Source organism: Pseudomonas sp. NPDC087614 (genome assembly GCF_044743485.1).
GTDB lineage: Bacteria > Pseudomonadota > Gammaproteobacteria > Pseudomonadales > Pseudomonadaceae > Aquipseudomonas > Aquipseudomonas baetica_A.
Genome location: NZ_JBIUWN010000055.1, coordinates 1 through 15156, shown reverse-complemented (window position 1 = coordinate 15156; position 15156 = coordinate 1). Strand labels below are relative to the sequence as shown.

General features: G+C 59.1%; 12 protein-coding genes and 2 pseudogenes. 6 read left to right on the top strand and 8 right to left on the bottom strand.

What is annotated here, in order from left to right:
- The first annotated feature begins 69 nt into the window (after positions 1 to 69).
- Positions 70 to 4614, top strand: a complete 4545-nt coding sequence (locus ACIOWA_RS19420; RefSeq protein ID WP_401161421.1) for a CHASE domain-containing protein — start codon at positions 70 to 72, stop codon at positions 4612 to 4614.
- Positions 4614 to 5552, top strand: a complete 939-nt coding sequence (locus tag ACIOWA_RS19415) for a diguanylate cyclase (protein ID WP_339432679.1) — start codon at positions 4614 to 4616, stop codon at positions 5550 to 5552. Before ACIOWA_RS19420 ends, ACIOWA_RS19415 begins: the two co-directional genes overlap by 1 nt.
- A gap of 72 nt (positions 5553 to 5624) precedes the next feature.
- Here ACIOWA_RS19415 and ACIOWA_RS19410 read toward each other — a convergent pair whose 3' ends face one another.
- The 7 genes from ACIOWA_RS19410 to ACIOWA_RS19380 are packed head-to-tail and all read right to left on the bottom strand — an operon-like array spanning position 5625 to position 11922.
- The gene (locus ACIOWA_RS19410) at positions 5625 to 6995 is read right to left on the bottom strand and encodes an ATP-binding protein (RefSeq protein ID WP_401161419.1); all 1371 of its coding nucleotides are present in this window, start codon (positions 6993 to 6995) and stop codon (positions 5625 to 5627) included.
- Positions 6992 to 7654, bottom strand: a complete 663-nt coding sequence (locus ACIOWA_RS19405; RefSeq protein ID WP_221732632.1) for a response regulator — start codon at positions 7652 to 7654, stop codon at positions 6992 to 6994. Before ACIOWA_RS19405 ends, ACIOWA_RS19410 begins: the two co-directional genes overlap by 4 nt.
- 11 nt (positions 7655 to 7665) lie before the next feature.
- Entirely contained in the window at positions 7666 to 8310 is a 645-nt protein-coding gene (locus tag ACIOWA_RS19400) for a tetratricopeptide repeat protein (RefSeq protein WP_221732631.1), read from the bottom strand.
- Positions 8307 to 9116, bottom strand: a complete 810-nt coding sequence (locus ACIOWA_RS19395; RefSeq protein ID WP_221732630.1) for an SDR family oxidoreductase — start codon at positions 9114 to 9116, stop codon at positions 8307 to 8309. Before ACIOWA_RS19395 ends, ACIOWA_RS19400 begins: the two co-directional genes overlap by 4 nt.
- Positions 9103 to 9777 (bottom strand): TenA family transcriptional regulator, encoded by a 675-nt coding sequence (locus ACIOWA_RS19390; RefSeq protein WP_401161417.1) that lies wholly within the window; start codon positions 9775 to 9777, stop codon positions 9103 to 9105. The genes ACIOWA_RS19395 and ACIOWA_RS19390 overlap by 14 nt, the downstream gene beginning before the upstream one ends.
- Positions 9774 to 11255 carry an AMP-binding protein gene (locus ACIOWA_RS19385; protein ID WP_339465589.1) on the bottom strand — a complete coding sequence of 494 codons (1482 nt, stop codon included), beginning with the start codon at positions 11253 to 11255 and terminating at the stop codon, positions 9774 to 9776. The genes ACIOWA_RS19390 and ACIOWA_RS19385 overlap by 4 nt, the downstream gene beginning before the upstream one ends.
- Positions 11245 to 11922 (bottom strand): thermostable hemolysin, encoded by a 678-nt coding sequence (locus tag ACIOWA_RS19380; RefSeq protein ID WP_339494201.1) that lies wholly within the window; start codon positions 11920 to 11922, stop codon positions 11245 to 11247. The genes ACIOWA_RS19385 and ACIOWA_RS19380 overlap by 11 nt, the downstream gene beginning before the upstream one ends.
- 208 nt (positions 11923 to 12130) lie before the next feature.
- Between ACIOWA_RS19380 and ACIOWA_RS19375 the strand changes: the two genes are divergently transcribed.
- Positions 12131 to 12685, top strand: coding sequence for a cytochrome b (locus ACIOWA_RS19375; RefSeq protein WP_339432674.1), 555 nt, complete (start codon positions 12131 to 12133; stop codon positions 12683 to 12685).
- Between the two features lie 133 nt (positions 12686 to 12818).
- On the opposite strand, the gene ACIOWA_RS19370 is transcribed toward ACIOWA_RS19375, so the two are convergent.
- Positions 12819 to 13358, bottom strand: a complete 540-nt coding sequence (locus tag ACIOWA_RS19370) for an acyl-CoA thioesterase (protein WP_339432673.1) — start codon at positions 13356 to 13358, stop codon at positions 12819 to 12821.
- Between the two features lie 521 nt (positions 13359 to 13879).
- On the opposite strand from ACIOWA_RS19370, the gene ACIOWA_RS19365 reads away from it, so the two are divergent.
- The 3 genes and pseudogenes from ACIOWA_RS19365 to ACIOWA_RS19355 all read left to right on the top strand — a co-directional run.
- On the top strand, positions 13880 to 14242 hold the full coding sequence (locus ACIOWA_RS19365; RefSeq protein ID WP_339432672.1) for a DUF6124 family protein: 363 nt from the start codon (positions 13880 to 13882) through the stop codon (positions 14240 to 14242).
- A gap of 42 nt (positions 14243 to 14284) precedes the next feature.
- A pseudogene (locus ACIOWA_RS19360) lies at positions 14285 to 14644 on the top strand (DUF2235 domain-containing protein); the annotation flags it as partial.
- Positions 14644 to 15066, top strand: a pseudogene (locus ACIOWA_RS19355) (DUF2931 family protein); the annotation flags it as partial. The pseudogenes ACIOWA_RS19360 and ACIOWA_RS19355, both read left to right, overlap by 1 nt.
- Positions 15067 to 15156 lie beyond the last annotated feature (90 nt).

The window sequence follows — 15156 nt, the reverse complement described above, 5'->3', positions numbered from 1 at the left end:
AAACACTTCCCCGACAGGGTCGAACTTTAAATGTGAAGGCTGAAAGTCTTCTGCAGCAGGGCAAACCGGGTGAAGAAATCCAGATTTTTTACATTGAACTGGGGCGTCGCGATTACCCTGGCTGTGGGCCTGGGGGCAAGCGTTCTGGGTAGCTGGGTGCTTGACCGTATCAACGAGCGCCACGCTCAAGAAGCGATCGTTGCAGCTACAGCCGAGGCCGCTGAATTGGTTTTAAGTCGCCTCAATCTTTACCAGTACGGTTTGCGTGGTGCTCGCGGTGCAGTAGTGACAGCGGGGGAGCAGGGGATAAGTCGTGAACTGTTCAGTCGTTATCAGAAAACGCGTGACCTGGCCGTGGAGTTCCCCGGCGCAAGAGCTATCGGGTTTGTCAGGCGCGTACCGGAACGCGATGAAAGCGCGTTTATCAAGTCAGCCCGGGCCGATGGCGCCGCTGATTTTTCCATTCGTCAACTCTCGGCTCATCCTGGCGAGCGCTACGTTATCCAGTATGTCGAGCCTGTTGAAGGCAATCAGCCCGCCATTGGCCTGGACATAGCCTCGGAACCTGCTCGGCGCGAAGCTGCTCACTCTGCAATACAGAGCGGCATGACGCAGATAACAGCGCCCATCACCCTGGTACAGGCCATTGGCAAACCGCAGCAGTCGTTCTTGTTGTTGATGCCCATTTTTCGCAACGGCGTGACACCTGCGACGGCAGCCGAACGTGACGCCGCCGCGTTCGGCTGGAGCTATGCAGTCTTGCAGACCGAGCAGGTCCTCACGGGCCTGCGCATAGAAGACAAGGCCGTGCACCTGAAATTGAGGGACATCACTGTCCCGGGGCAAGAGACGTTGTTTTATGAGAGCGCCGACAACTCGGCCAGCTCTGCAACGCTGATCACTCATCAGGTGGAGCGCGAGGTTTACGGCCGGCGGTGGCAAATCGAACTTGGCGCCAATTCGCTGTTCATCCAGCGTTTGCGTCAGGTCTCACCGAAGGTGGTGCTGTTGCTGGGCGGTGTTCTCACCCTTCTTTTGGCGACTCTGGTGGGGGTCGGCAGTGTCAGTCGTCAACGTCGACGTCAGGTTATTGCCGAACAGGCAAGGCTAGCCGCCATTGTTGAAAGCTCGGCAGAGGCGATTATCGGTAAAACCCTTGATGGCGTTGTCACCAACTGGAACAAAGGGGCTGAGCATCTTTTTGGGTTTACCTCGCAAGAAGCCGTGGGCCACACACTGGCCAATCTGATTGTTCCCTCGGAGCTGGCCAGTGAGGAGTCGCACATCCTTGAGCGTGTAAGGGCGGGCGATCGTATCGATAGTTTTGATACTCAGCGCCGTCACAAAGACGGACAACTGATCGACGTCTCCGCGAGCATCTCTCCGATTTATGGCGAGGGTGGCCGCGTCGTCGGTGCCTCCAAGACAATCAGGGACATTTCGGCCAAAAAGGCCGCAGAGGCGCGGATTCTCGAACTCAATTCAAGCCTGGAAGAGCAGGTCGCACAGCGAACGTCAGAACTGCAGCACCTCAATGTGTTGTTGAATAGCGTGCTGCGCTCGGCCACTGAGGTGTCGATCATTGCGACAGATCTTGAAGGCGTCATTCGTGTCTTCAACAACGGCGCCGAGCATTTGTTGGGTTATGACGCCGAAGAGGTGCTGGGCAAGCACACGCCGGCGCTCTTCCATGTAGCCGATGAAGTCACTGCGCGGGGCCAGGAACTGAGCCAGGAGTATGGTCAGACCATTAATGGCATTGGTGTGTTTACCCATAAACCCGAGCATGAAAGCGCAGAAACTCGAGAGTGGACTTACGTACGCAAGGATGACTCACGGTTTCCTGTGACGCTGGTCGTTACCTCCATGCGCGATGACGATGGGAAATTGACTGGCTACCTGGGCATCGCCGTCGATATCACCGAACGTAAAGCGGCAGAAAAGGAGCTGGCGGCAAGCCTGGAAACGACACAGCGACAGCGTAGCGAACTGATGGCGGTGCATCATCAATTGCTGATGGCCGCGGAAGTGGCGGAACTGGGGATCTGGTCCTGGACGTTGTCGGATAATGCCTTGCAATGGAATGACCGCATGTTCGAGTTTTACGGGCAGCCTTTGGCGTTGCGCGACAACGGCCTGAACTATATGCATTGGTACACCCGTGTTCACCCCGAGGATGTCGAGGCTGCGGCTGCAAGGCTCAGTGCCGCCGTCGATGGGGTGGATGAGTACGACACGGTATTCAGGGTGACAGGCCCGGACAGCCAGATTCGCTTTATCCATGCCGCCGCGCAGATCGAGCGCACTCCATCCGGGGCAGCGCTGCGTGTGACCGGTATCAACCGGGACATCACCTCCCAGCGCGAGCTGGAATCGCGCCTGCTTTACGCCAAAGAGCAGGCCGATCTGGCGAGTGCGGCGAAGTCGGCCTTTCTCGCCAACATGAGTCATGAGATTCGTACGCCGATGAACGCTGTGCTGGGCATGTTGCAGTTGGTGCAAAACACGCCGCTTGACGGGCGCCAGCTCGATTACGTGAGCAAAGCGCAGGGCGCCGCGAAATCGCTGCTGGGCTTGCTCAATGACATTCTCGATTATTCCAAGATCGAGGCGGACAAGTTGCAACTCGATGTGCACCCGTTCGAACTTGAGTCGTTGATGCGCGATCTTGCCGTCGTGCTGGCGGGCAACCAGGGTGAGAAAGAGGTTGAGGTCATGTTCGACCTGGACGCCAATCTGCCCAACGGCCTGATCGGCGATAGCCTGCGACTGCAACAAGTGCTGATCAACCTGGCGGGGAATGCGCTCAAGTTCACCCCGCAAGGCCAGATAGTCGTCAGCGTTGAACAACGCAAGCGCACGGAAAACGCCGTTGAATTGCGCATCGCTGTCTCTGATACCGGCATCGGCATCAGCCCGGAGCAACTTCAGCGCATTTTCGAAGGTTTTACCCAAGCCGAAGCGTCGACCTCCAGGCGCTTTGGTGGCACCGGTCTGGGGCTGGTGATCTGCAAGCGGTTGGTCGGTTTGATGGGGGGAGAGTTGCAAGTGGAGAGCCAGTACGGCGTCGGAAGTCGCTTCTGGTTCGATATCACCCTGAATGTCGCTCAGAACGCGCTGCTGCGATCCGACTGCCCAGGCGTTGATGTGCCGATGCGCCTACTGGTCGTCGACGACAACGCAATGGCGGGCGAACTGCTGTTACGAACCGTTCATGCGCTGGGATGGACCGCAGACTATGTGAGTGAAGGCGCGCAAGCGGTGGAACGGGTCAACAGCGCCCAGGCGCGCGGCGAGGCTTACGATGTCGTACTGATGGACTGGCGGATGTCGGGGATGGATGGCTTGAACGCTGCGCAATTGATCAAGCAGCAGAGCCGTGACGCGCCACCACCACTGATCATCATGATCACCGCCTACGGCCGTGAAGTGCTGACAGATGCCTATCTTGAAGGCGATGCTCCCTTTGCCGGGTTTCTCACCAAACCTGTCACTCCCAAGCAGTTGGCCGACTCGGTTCAGCGAGCCTTCGAGGGTAAAGACCCTCTGCAATCTGCGCGGGTGCAACCAGCGGGTGCCGGGTCGCAACGCTTGGCGGGGCTGCGCTTATTGGTGGTCGAAGACAATATGCTCAATCGGCAGATTGCCAGTGAACTGCTGACCAGTGAAGGCGCTCAAGTGACGCTGGCTGAGTGTGGGTTGGAGGGTGTCAGCAAGGTGCTCAATGAGTGTGTGCCCTTTGACGCCGTATTGATGGATATCCAGATGCCGGATATCGATGGCCTGGAAGCAACCCGGCGCATTCGTGCCGACTCGCGTTTTGCGACGTTACCGATTGTGGCAATGACGGCCAATGCCTCCAGTGCAGACCGAGAAGCCTGCCTGGCGGCGGGGATGAATGAGCACGTCGGTAAACCGGTAGACCTGGAACAACTGGTCGTGACACTGCTCTGTCAAACCGGCCGCGAGGGCAGTCAAACATCGACAGACCTTGTGCAAACCGACAGGGATGAGGCCCTCATTGAGGACCGGCAGTCGATCATCAATCGCTTTGGCGGTAACCTCGAGTTGATCCGCAATGTATTGATGAACTTTGGCCCCGAGCTGGAAAAACAACTGGTGCAGTTGCATGATCAGATCCAGCGACAAGAGGCGTCGGGGGCTGTTTTTGTTCTCCACGCCATTAAAGGCAGCAGCGGCACCATGGGGGCCAGGGCATTGTCACGGTTGGCCGGCGATCTGGAGCACAAGCTTAAACACGAGGATGCTGAATCCGCAGCAAGGCTCTTGGCTGACCCCTCCTGGTTTGAGGAGCTTGGCAGGCTGCTGCAACAAAGCCTTTTACAGATGAATGTCGAATTTTCTCAGAGCCCATCAACAGAAACCCTTACCGATAGGGAAGTCATGGAATCTGCGCAATGGAAAGAGTCCCTTGAAGAGATTTTGCTCTTGCTGGAAACCGGTAATCTTCAAGCCATTGAACTGACAACTGGACTGCTGTCAAAAACGCCCCCGGCACTGCGCCCGCAATTCAACGAACTCGTTGTTATGGTGCAGTCGTTGGACTTTAGTGCTGCGATGCCCATAGGGCGTGAACTGTTGAGATCTGCCTGATGGAGCAATTGAAAAAGACTTGGCTACTTCAGCCGCACAAACGCCCAAAACTGCTTATTGTCGACGATCAACCGACCAATATCCGGGTCCTGCATGAGCTGTTTCGTGAGGACTGCGACGTGTTCATGGCCACCAGCGGCGAACAGGCAATCACGGTATGCCAGGCGCAAATTCCCGATCTGGTGCTACTGGATGTGGTCATGGATGGCGTGGACGGTCATGAAGTCTGTCGTCGCCTCAAGGCAGACCCGGCAACTCAAGACATTCCTGTCATCTTCGTTACGGCGAAACAGCAAGACTCTGATGAGGTGCTGGGCCTGGAACTGGGCGCGGTAGATTTCATCAGCAAACCCATCAACCCGATCGTGGTCAGGGCGCGGGTGCGAACACACCTGACTCTGAAACTGCAGAACGATCTGCTGCGCTCCATGGCGTTGCTGGATGGTCTGACGGGAGTGGCCAATCGGCGCAAATTCGATGAGGAGATATCAGCTGATTGGCGCCAGTGTTATCGAGAGCAAAAACCCCTGTCTTTGATCCTGGCCGATGTCGATTTTTTCAAACGCTACAACGACCAGTATGGCCATCAGGCTGGAGACAGTTGCCTGAGGTCTGTTGCTCAGGCGTTATCTGAAACGGTCAGACGCCCCTACGACCTGGTCGCTCGATACGGCGGCGAAGAGTTTGCCTGCCTTTTGCCCACGACCAGTCATGCGGGAGCCGTCGAGATTGCAGAAAAAATGCAAGCGAATGTTCGAGCGTTGGCCATCGAACATTCGACCTCCGATGCCGATCATGTGGTTACGGTCTCCCTCGGTGTGGCGACCGTGACCCCTACGGGCGTTCTTGCTTTCGAGGCCTTGATCGAAGCGGCGGACATGCAGCTCTACGAAGCGAAGAATGCCGGTCGGGCTCGGGTAGCCTCGGTGGAGCTGTAGGGCCGCGGCCTGCTGCTGGCAAGTGACCGCGATTGTCAGTGAGGTTCAACCTGATCCATCGACCGTCGCAGATCACTGCCTTGCGGGCATCGACAACGTCGCCCGCAATCCACCCTCAGCCCGGTTGACCAACGTAATCCGCCCACCCAGTCGCATGGCGATGGTGTTGACGATGGTCAGCCCCAATCCCGCACCCTGCGCGTTACCGCGGCTGTAGAACCGTTCGAACAAGCGCTCTCGATCTTCCTCATCAATGCCCGGCCCCTGATCTTCGACGCTCAAATGGCAGAAGCCGTCGGTTTGAGTCAGCGTCACGGTGATCACGCCGTGGTCCGGGGAGAAGTTGGCGGCGTTGGTGATCAGGTTGTTCAGGGCAATGTCGATGGCGGCGGTGCTGGCCAGGACATGGAGCGTTTGGGCGCCGTCTTCAAAGGCCAGTTCCAGCTGTTTACTCAGCAACCACGGGGTCAGTTGCACCAGGCTGTTGCGCACGGTTTCGCTGAGGTCGATGCGTTGCAGAGGCGGGGGGTCGGGTTTGGGCTCCAGGCGGGCCATGGTCAGCAACTGATTGACCAGACGGCTGGTGCGATCGACACCCGAGATCAGAAATTGCAGCGAGTCGCGGCGCTCCTGTTCGGTGCCGGCCTCCAGCAGGTTTTGCGCATGAACCCGCAGCACCGTCAGCGGTGTGCGCATTTCGTGGGCGGCGTCGGCGATGAAGCGGCGTTCACGGCCGAGCACTTCCTGGATCTGCGCGAGCATGCGGTTGAGCGCTGCTTGCATCGGTTCCAGCTCGCTGGGCAAGGGTGTCAGTTGCAAGGGTTCCAGCGAGCCGCTGTGGCGGGCGCGCAGGGTTGCCGCCATGTCCGCCAGTGGCTTGAGGCCCCAGCCGATGGCGAGCCAGACCATGGCCGCAAGGATCAGGCTACCGAGCACGTTCGGCCACAGTGTGTGACGGACGATGCGGTCGACCAGATCGGCGCGTACATCATCGCGCTCACCGACCCAGATGCGCAGGCCGTTCTGCTTGTCTTCCAGCATGAATGCGCGCCATTGGCGGTTTTTCAAATCCACGACATCGCTAAAGCCAGGCTGGGTTGGCGGGGAGGTGAAGGTGGGGGCGCTGGCGGTGTGTACCAGCACTTCATTCCTGGGGTCCCACACTTGAAAGGCCATTTTGCTTTCGTAAGGATGACCGTCGACGCGAGGCTCTGCTTCTCCCAGCGCAGTATTGAACGCCTGATACAGATCACTGTGCGCCTGACCATTGATCGGCATACGCATCACGCCTTGCAGTAACCGCGCGTTTTGCGCCAGTTGTGCGTCGTAGACTTCGGCGATTTCGTGGTTACTGTCGTGCAGATTGAACACGCTCAATACCGCTAAACCGGCGAGCATCAGGCCGATGATCAGCGTCAGCGTACGGCGACGAATCGAACTCATCGGCGCTCCTCCACCAGATAACCCACGCCACGGATGGTGCGGATCAGGTCGGTGGAGAACTTTTTGCGCAGGTGGTGGATATGCACTTCCAGGGTGTTGCTTTCTGCTTCTTCGTTCCAGCCGTACAACAACTGAATCAGTTGGTCGCGGGTCATGACGCGGCCCGGTGGCGAGAGCAATTCATGCAATAGCTGATATTCCTTGGGCGTCAGCGCCACGGGCTGGCCGTGATAGGTGACCTGCTGTGTGCCGGGGTTGAGGCTGATGCCGGCGTGCTCGATCAGCGCTTGGGCGCGCCCGGCACTGCGTCGTAACAAGGCACGCAAACGCGCCTTGAGTTCGGCCAGATCGAACGGTTTGATCAGGTAATCGTCGGCGCCGGCATCGAGCCCGGCGATACGATCCTCGGTGGCATCGCGAGCGGTCAGGATCAGCACCGGCAGGTTCGAGCCACTGTCGCGCAGTCGACGCAGCACTTCAAGGCCGTCCATGCGCGGCAGACCCAGATCAAGCACCGCCAGGTCAAAGGTTTCACTGAGCAAGGCGTGCAGGGCGCTGCTGCCGTCCTTGAGCCAGTCGACGGTATAGCCTTCGCGCCCCAACGCTTGATGAATGCCCTCGCCGAGGGCCTCATCGTCCTCGATCAGTAATAAACGCACACGGACTCCTGTCATTCGAGTTTCTTGTTCACGTCCACCAGCAACGCGGCGATTTCTTTGCGGCGCCCGGCATCGGCGGTTTCCCGGCCCGGGCGGGGCGCCGCTTGCAGGGCTTTTTGCAACGCAGCTTTGGCTTCAGCGTAGCGCTTCTGACGGTAGAGGTGATCGCCCCAGAAGTACAGGCTGTCGATGCCCTCGGGGTTGAGTTGCAGCGCCTGCTTGAGCAGTTGCTCAGCCTTGTCGCTGTCGCCAAAACCGATTGGCCAGCCCGGCACGCGATCATACAGGGCGGCGAGGCTGGTGTAGGCCGAACCTTGCAGGGCTTTGGGGTCCAGGCTCAGGGATTTTTCCAGGTCAGCCTTGGCGTCTTTGGCTTTGCCCAACGCACCGAGCCCACCCTGGGCACCGGCCCAACTGCTGGTGACGATACCTTTCCAGATCCACGCTTCGGCCACGGCCGGGCGTTGGCTGGTGAAGCTCGTCGTTTGCGCCGACAGTTGCTCGAAAGCGGCGGCGCGCTGTTTCTCCGGTGTTTCGTATTGAATGTGCGCCCAGCTCTGTTGAATGCCGGCCAGGCGTTGCTGATCGGCGGTGTCCAGCGCCCAAACACTTTGGCTCAGCGCGCCGAGCAGTAGACATGCGTAGATTTTCTTCATGGTTTTGGCGGCTCGTTGTCGGGTTTTTCACTCAGGCGACGGATCAGTGGCAACTGCTTGCGCAGGCCTCGATCCACCAGATGCGGCAGCAGGCTGTTGAGGCGCACGAAGAAGCGCTCCGGCCAGCCCAGATACAAATCGCGACGGTCGCCGGCAATCGCGTGGATCACCGCAGACGCCACGGCTTGCGGGTCATCGACGTTGGATTTCAGCGCATCATTTAAGGCTTGCGCCGCCGCGCTGTTCATCGACGTGCGCGTAGCGCGGGGCGCGACGTAGAGCACGCTGACCCGGGTGTCGGCCAGTTCCCGGCGCAAGGCTTCGGAAAAACCGCGCAGGGCAAATTTGGTCGCGCAATAACTGGCATAACCGGGGTAGCCGATCGAGCCGTACGTGGAGCCAACGTTGACCACCATCGCACTGTCGGCGTCCTTGAGCAGCGGCAGCAGCAGTTTGGTCAGGCAGATCGGGGCACTGATGTTCACCGCCAGCATCGCGTTGATGTCGCTGTCATCGAGTTGCTCAAGCATGGCGAAGTGATTGACCCCGGCCGCGTTGATCAGCAGGTTGATGCCACCGATGGCTTCGGCGGCAGCCAGCACTTTGCGCCGGTCGGCAAGGAAGGTCAGGTCAGCGGCCACCCAGCACAGGTTTTGCGGGTAGCGCTCGATCAGCGGCTGCAAGGCTTCCTGGTGGCGGGCCACGGCTAGCACCCGGGCGCCGGCGGCGCACAAGGCATTGGCGATGGCCATGCCGATGCCACCACTGGCGCCGGTCAATACCACACGCGCTTCACGCAGCTGCATGTTGAGCCTCCGCGTCACGCGGCAAGCCACGGAACATGTCGGTGTACAAGCGATAGACAACTTTCGAGGCGTGGATCACCGCGGCCTGGTCTTCTGGATCTTCCAACTGATTCATCAGTCGGCGATAGGTCTGCATATGCTCAACGTCCAGCGAACCGTGGGAGCTCAGGTAGCTGAATGCCGTCTCCGGCAGCGCCAGACGCTCGCGAATGCTGCCCGCTGCGTGGGTCGCCAGGGCAATGCTGGTGCCTTCGAGCACGTTGACCATGCCGAACAGCCCCACCGGGTTGCCGCGAGCGATCAGGTCATAAAGGAAACTGACCATCAACTCGATCGACAGCGACGGCTGACCATCACGCACCGCATCGCGGTCACCGCCACACGCGGCGATATCGTTGAGCACCCATTGTTCATGGCCGTACTCGTCCTCGATGTACTCGCACACCGCTTTGCGCAGCCATTCCAGACGCGTCGGCAAACGCGCACCGCAAGCCATCATCAATGGCACGGTGTGGCGTACGTGGTAATAGGCCTGCGCGAGAAATGCGCGATAGCTTTCAAGGCTGACCTTGCCTTGCAGCGCATCACGAATGATCGGCAGATTGAACAGCTCGTGACGTTCCTGTTGAGTGGCTTCTTGCAGTGTGTCGAAAAAATTCATGATGCGGATTCCTCAGAGACGGCGGATTCGGTCAGTTGTGTGTGGTACTGCGCGACGATGGCCTCGCGGCGCGGGCGGCCATTGGCGGTGAGCAAGCCATTGGCGGCGGTGAACGGTTGTGGCAGGCGCGTCCAATTGTGTACCTGGGCGTAATCGGGCAGAGCGTCGTTGGCCTCGGCAACGGCAGCGGCCAGTTCCGCGTCGGTGCAATCCGGGCGATGTGGCCAGAGCAAGGCGTGGTTGTGCGGCATCGCCTCGCCATAGACGAACGCCTGGGCGATGTGGCGGCGCTGGGTCAGCTCGGACTCGACCCATTCCGGGTTGACGTTGCGCCCGAAACTGGTGACGAACTGATGCTTCTTGCGGCCCTTGAGGTAGAGAAACCCTTGCGAATCGAACTCGCCCAGATCGCCGCTTGGCCACCATTCTTCGGCGTACGGCGCATCCCCCAGATAACCCAACAGCGGCGAACCCTTGATCAGCACTTCGCCGTCCTCGGCCACGCGCACTTCAACGTGAGGCAGCGGCCTGCCGACGCTGCCCGGACGCCAGGCACCGGGGCGATTGAGACAGACCACCGAGGCACACTCGGACAAGCCATAACCTTCATAAACCGGCAGGCCGACCCGTTGGGCGCGGTGCAGCAGATCCTCGGACACCCGCGCGCCACCCACCGCCGCAAAACGCAGAGTCTGGGGATCGAAGGCTTTCTGTTCGGCGGCGCCGACCAGCAATAGCAACAACTGCGGCACCAGAATCAGACTCTCCGGCGCACGGCTGGCCAGATAACCCAGCAGGCGTGGCACATCCACGCCACTGGCGCCCTGAATGCCGAGGGTTTTCTGGCCAGGCAGACTCAGCGTCGCACCGGCATACAGCGCCGCATAACAGCCAAGGTTTTCCAGCAGAATCGCCAACGGCAAAAGCGCCAGGTGATGCTGAGGAGCGGTCGGTTCGCTGGCCTGATGCAGCTCGCGTGCAACCCGCAACAAACTGTCGGCGCTCAGGCAAACGCCTTTGGGCGTGCCGGTGGTGCCGGACGTGAAGGTCAGTTTGGCCGTGCCGGCGGGCATGTGGCTCGGACCACTGAAGGTACGGCACCAGAACTCGCCGCTTTTCACATAACCGCCTGCGAGCAACTCGGCCTCCAGTTCCGGCTCGGCGATCACCCGTTCGGCCTGACTCTGCTCCAGACAATGAGCACGTTGCGCCGAGCTGAAAAACGGCGGCAGCGTCACGCAGGTCAGGCCTTCGAACAGCACGGCCAAGTCCCAGAGCATCGCATCGACGCCGTTGTCCAGCGCCAGTGCAATCACTTGCACGTTTTCATCGCGCAAACGCTCCTGGCGATACAGCACCTCGGCGTACAGCGTGGCGTAATCGAGCCTTAGGGTGTCGCCCCACAGGGCAATCGTGTTGTCATTGCGCCCGGCATGGCTGCGCAGGGTTTCCTTGAAACGTTGCAGTTCAAGCGACATGGCAAGCTCCTTCAATCGAGGTTGGCAGACCCAGGCGCGTGAACAGACCGATATTGCGCAGATGGATAAAACCGGCGCGGATGTTGCCCACATGAACCCACGGTTTGCTTTCGTAATAACTGCCCCAGCTGTGACGGTCGTCCCCCAGGCGTGCCGGGTCGGCGGCGCACAACGTCACCGGTTTCAGGCCCAGACGATGGAAGCTGTTGACCAGCCCGATGTTGCCGGTGAACGTCACCCACTCCAGACCGCCCATGGCCAGCAAGTAAGTGATGGCGATAATGCTCAAGCGCGCACTGCCGGTGTCGCTGGCAGCAAGGTTGCCCACCTCGACGATCGCGTCGCGATCCACCGGGCGATCGGCTGCGGCGCTGATCAGCGGCTCGATCGGCTCATCCAGATAGCGCTCGAGAAACAACGGCTCCAGATGCGCGCGGCGCAGCCCGGCCACCGCACACAACTCACCGTCGCCGTTGTGCATACCGAACAGCTCGGGCATGAAGTGGCGGATGTCAGCGCCATGGGCCTTGCGAAAACGTTGCTGGATAAAGGCCTCGAACACCGGTCGCTGAACATCGTCCGGCAAGGCACTGGATAAGGTCATCTGCGGTGTTTCGGCTTGGCCGAAGTGCAGGGGCAGGGGGATGTTCCAGTGGAAATCGGGCATGGGCAGAACGCCTCCCTCAATGGTTTGAGCGAAGTATCCGAACCATTTCTTAACGAAGTCTGAAGGTAAAAAAAGGGTAATCTACGGGCCGATCTTCAGACTGTCTTAAGACTGGGCGGGCAGGGTGATGCCGTCGGTTCGCCCGGCAACCGAATCGAGACCGTCGAATGAATCGACCGTCGCTCACGACAATCACGAGGCGCTTCTTATGACCCGCGACAACGCCGTAAACCGTTATGGAAAACTCTCAATCATGCTGCACTGGCTGATGCTGGCGCTGTTCGTCGGTGTTTATGCCTGCGTCGAGCTCAAAGGTTTCATGCCCAAGGGCAGCGAAGCGCGCGGCCTGCTGATGGGCTTTCACGGCCTGTTCGGCGCCAGCATCTTCGCCCTGGTGTGGATCCGCCTCATCGGCCGCCTGACCCCACGCCCACCGATCACCCCCAAACCACCGGCCTGGCAGACCGGCATCTCGCACCTGATGCACCTGGCCCTCTACGGCCTGATGATCGCCACCCCGATCCTCGCCTGGCTGATGCTTGCCGCCGGCGACAAACCGTTCCCATACTTCGGCTTCCACGTACCGGCCCCGGTCGCCATCGACCCGGACTTCGCCAAACGCCTCAAGTACTGGCACGAACTGATCGGCAGCGCCGGCTACTGGCTGATCGGCCTGCACGCCGCGGCAGGCTTGTTCCACCATTATTGGGTGCGGGATAACACGCTGGTGCGGATGCTGCCGGGCCGTTCTGATACGCAATGAGCCCATTGACCTCAAACCCTGTGGGAGCGGGATTGCTCGCGAAAGCGTCTCACCAGTCGACATCTATGCTGACTGACCGGACGCCTTCGCGAGCAAGCCCGCTCCCACTGTTTTTTGTGCAACGGCTGACGACTCACTGCTCCTCGGCTCTGAGTTGGCCGCTCATGGCGTCACAGCTCATCGACCACGATGTCAACCACTGCGGCATCTCGGGTGATTGTTCGGGTAATCCCAGCGCCTGGACAAATTCGCTTGGCGCAACAGTCCCCTTTGCCGAACGAAACAGCCCGCGCATGACCACGACGCCGACCACCCTGCCATTGCTCACAAAACGGTGTTCCATGAAGCTCCATTTGTCGTCCCAGCCCAGCATCTTGCTGTGGATTTCGAACGCTTCAAACAGCTTGAGCTCACGTCGAAACTTACCCCAGGTATCCCCAACAATCGGCAGTGCTTTTGCGCGCAGAGCCACGCGGAAGGCGCCACTGCGCAAAACAAAATCCATGCGTGCAACGTCAGCCATCGTGAAATAGCGGCCATTGGTGACGTGTCGATTGAAGTCCAGATCCAATGGCCACACACGCATGCGGATGACGGTCGATGCCAGTGCATTGACCGGTTTGCGCCATGGTCGCCGTAGAAGCATGCAGAGCAGTCGAAACCAGAGATTCATAAGTACGCCCATCGTTTGAGGAGGGCTGCACTCTAGCGACGCAGACTTGAACGAGGTAGGTGCGTAAATGACTGTTTTGGCCTGAAAAGTACGTTCCGGTCATGACGGCTGACGAATCATCGAACAGCGTCAGTGGCTGAATCGTCAGTCATCACGAACAGTGGATAAACGGGAGATGACCGGGCTGTTTAACGGCGGTGTCCGGTAACCACTCAAACCCTACAACGTCTTGCGCCATCGCCTACGACTACGCCAGAATCCGCCGGCTTGTGCGTCTAGGTCGCGGGTTCTATCGTTTGTCGGTCACTGAATACAGTGATCGGGTTTGGTAGCCCGCCATAACTAGTCGCATCGCGCACCGTTTGCAGACCCGGTCGGGTATCTGCTTAATGGTGGCCATGCGCAGGACACCTTCGGGTGTGCCGGGTCCTAGTTACCGGTCTACCAACCCGCGTATGGCCGCCACCCTTCGTTTGGTAGCGAAGGTGAAGGCTCCTCTTTAATTAACTAGGAGTTTCACCATGTTCAAAGTAACGCCGAACCCGCCAGCCACCGACCCCACATCCCCCTACGAATCCCCCGATTCCAAGAAATTCCATGACGCCGCCGAACGCGCCCTCGACCACTACCTCAAACCCGCCGACCAGATCATGGCCAGCACCAACGAACCCGAGCGCATGTACCTCGCCAACCCGAAGTACGACACCGAATCGCTGCTGGCCAACGCCAGCGAAACCCTCGGCTCCGCCAGCGAAATGCTCAACAACTTCGCCGCCATACTCGACACCTCCCACCGCAAAACCGCGCTAGGCATTGCGCAAGTCGTGATGCTCAGCGAATTGGCGGTTAACCAGGCGCTAGATCGCGTGGAAATCTCCAAATAACCCAACCACCACGACGAGGGGAAACCCTCGTCACAATCCACTGTCTCCGCCGGACTTCAACTTAAGCGTCCGGTTAGTGGCAAGCTTTCGACGGTTTATCTCAAGGTGATGCATCAACTGGCCAAGGAAAAGGGTGTTCCCTTTACCGACATACCAGGAAGAAGCGAGTATGCCGTTCCCCAAGAATTGCAAGGTATGTGCGACAGGTTCCTTGCCGGCGACTTCAGCACCACCCAAGAAGAACAAATGCTGAAACTGAAGTACATCCATACCTCTGCCAATTGGAATCACCCCCAAGGCAGAAGGGACGGTAGCGGCCTGCGGGCTGTTTACATCAACGCGCCTACCGAGGATGGCATTCGTGTACAACATCCGCACGTAGCTGATTGGAAGCTCTGGTAATGAGAATAGCCGTAGCCTTATTGGGCGTTTTACTCCTCACGGGATGTCAGGTCACAAACACCAACTCGGGCGAGAATGACCCCAAATATCCTTGGTGGGAGCTGGCGTTCATCAAACCCAATTTCATGAACGTGTGGGTTGAAGACAGCTCGGTGGAAGACATCAACGGCAAAACCTTCTTGCGTGCGGGGGGAGGCAATGCAAGTGGTGCCGAACCTGATGATGGAAAAGAGTCCGCCCGTGGCTGGATTGGAGTTGGCGGCACCGGGAAACCCGTGATTGGGGCAGGTCTACCAAAGCGTATTTTCGTACGTTGGCAATCAATACCAGAACAAAAAACCTACCGGGCTTGGGTCGATATCCCAGAAGAGGCGAGACAAGTGATGGAGATATCCACTCACCAACGTTGCCCCGAAACCCCCGGTGTCAGGATAGTTGTCGCCTCTCCGGTTTTTCCAAAAAAAGCATATCGGGGGCGGAAAGAGACTGGTCGTGCCGTACTATTCACCTGA

Excerpts from the sequence above, each read along its gene's own strand:
- ACIOWA_RS19365 (WP_339432672.1), top strand. The coding sequence starts at position 13,880 with ATGTTCAAAGTAACGCCGAACCCGCCAGCCACCGACCCCACATCCCCC.
- ACIOWA_RS19385 (WP_339465589.1), bottom strand. The coding sequence starts at position 11,255 with ATGTCGCTTGAACTGCAACGTTTCAAGGAAACCCTGCGCAGCCATGCC.
- ACIOWA_RS19415 (WP_339432679.1), top strand. The coding sequence starts at position 4,614 with ATGGAGCAATTGAAAAAGACTTGGCTACTTCAGCCGCACAAACGCCCA.
- ACIOWA_RS19380 (WP_339494201.1), bottom strand. The coding sequence starts at position 11,922 with ATGCCCGATTTCCACTGGAACATCCCCCTGCCCCTGCACTTCGGCCAA.
- ACIOWA_RS19375 (WP_339432674.1), top strand. The coding sequence starts at position 12,131 with ATGACCCGCGACAACGCCGTAAACCGTTATGGAAAACTCTCAATCATG.
- ACIOWA_RS19370 (WP_339432673.1), bottom strand. The coding sequence starts at position 13,358 with ATGAATCTCTGGTTTCGACTGCTCTGCATGCTTCTACGGCGACCATGG.
- ACIOWA_RS19400 (WP_221732631.1), bottom strand. The coding sequence starts at position 8,310 with ATGAAGAAAATCTACGCATGTCTACTGCTCGGCGCGCTGAGCCAAAGT.
- ACIOWA_RS19410 (WP_401161419.1), bottom strand. The coding sequence starts at position 6,995 with ATGAGTTCGATTCGTCGCCGTACGCTGACGCTGATCATCGGCCTGATG.
- ACIOWA_RS19390 (WP_401161417.1), bottom strand. The coding sequence starts at position 9,777 with ATGAATTTTTTCGACACACTGCAAGAAGCCACTCAACAGGAACGTCAC.
- ACIOWA_RS19395 (WP_221732630.1), bottom strand. The coding sequence starts at position 9,116 with ATGCAGCTGCGTGAAGCGCGTGTGGTATTGACCGGCGCCAGTGGTGGC.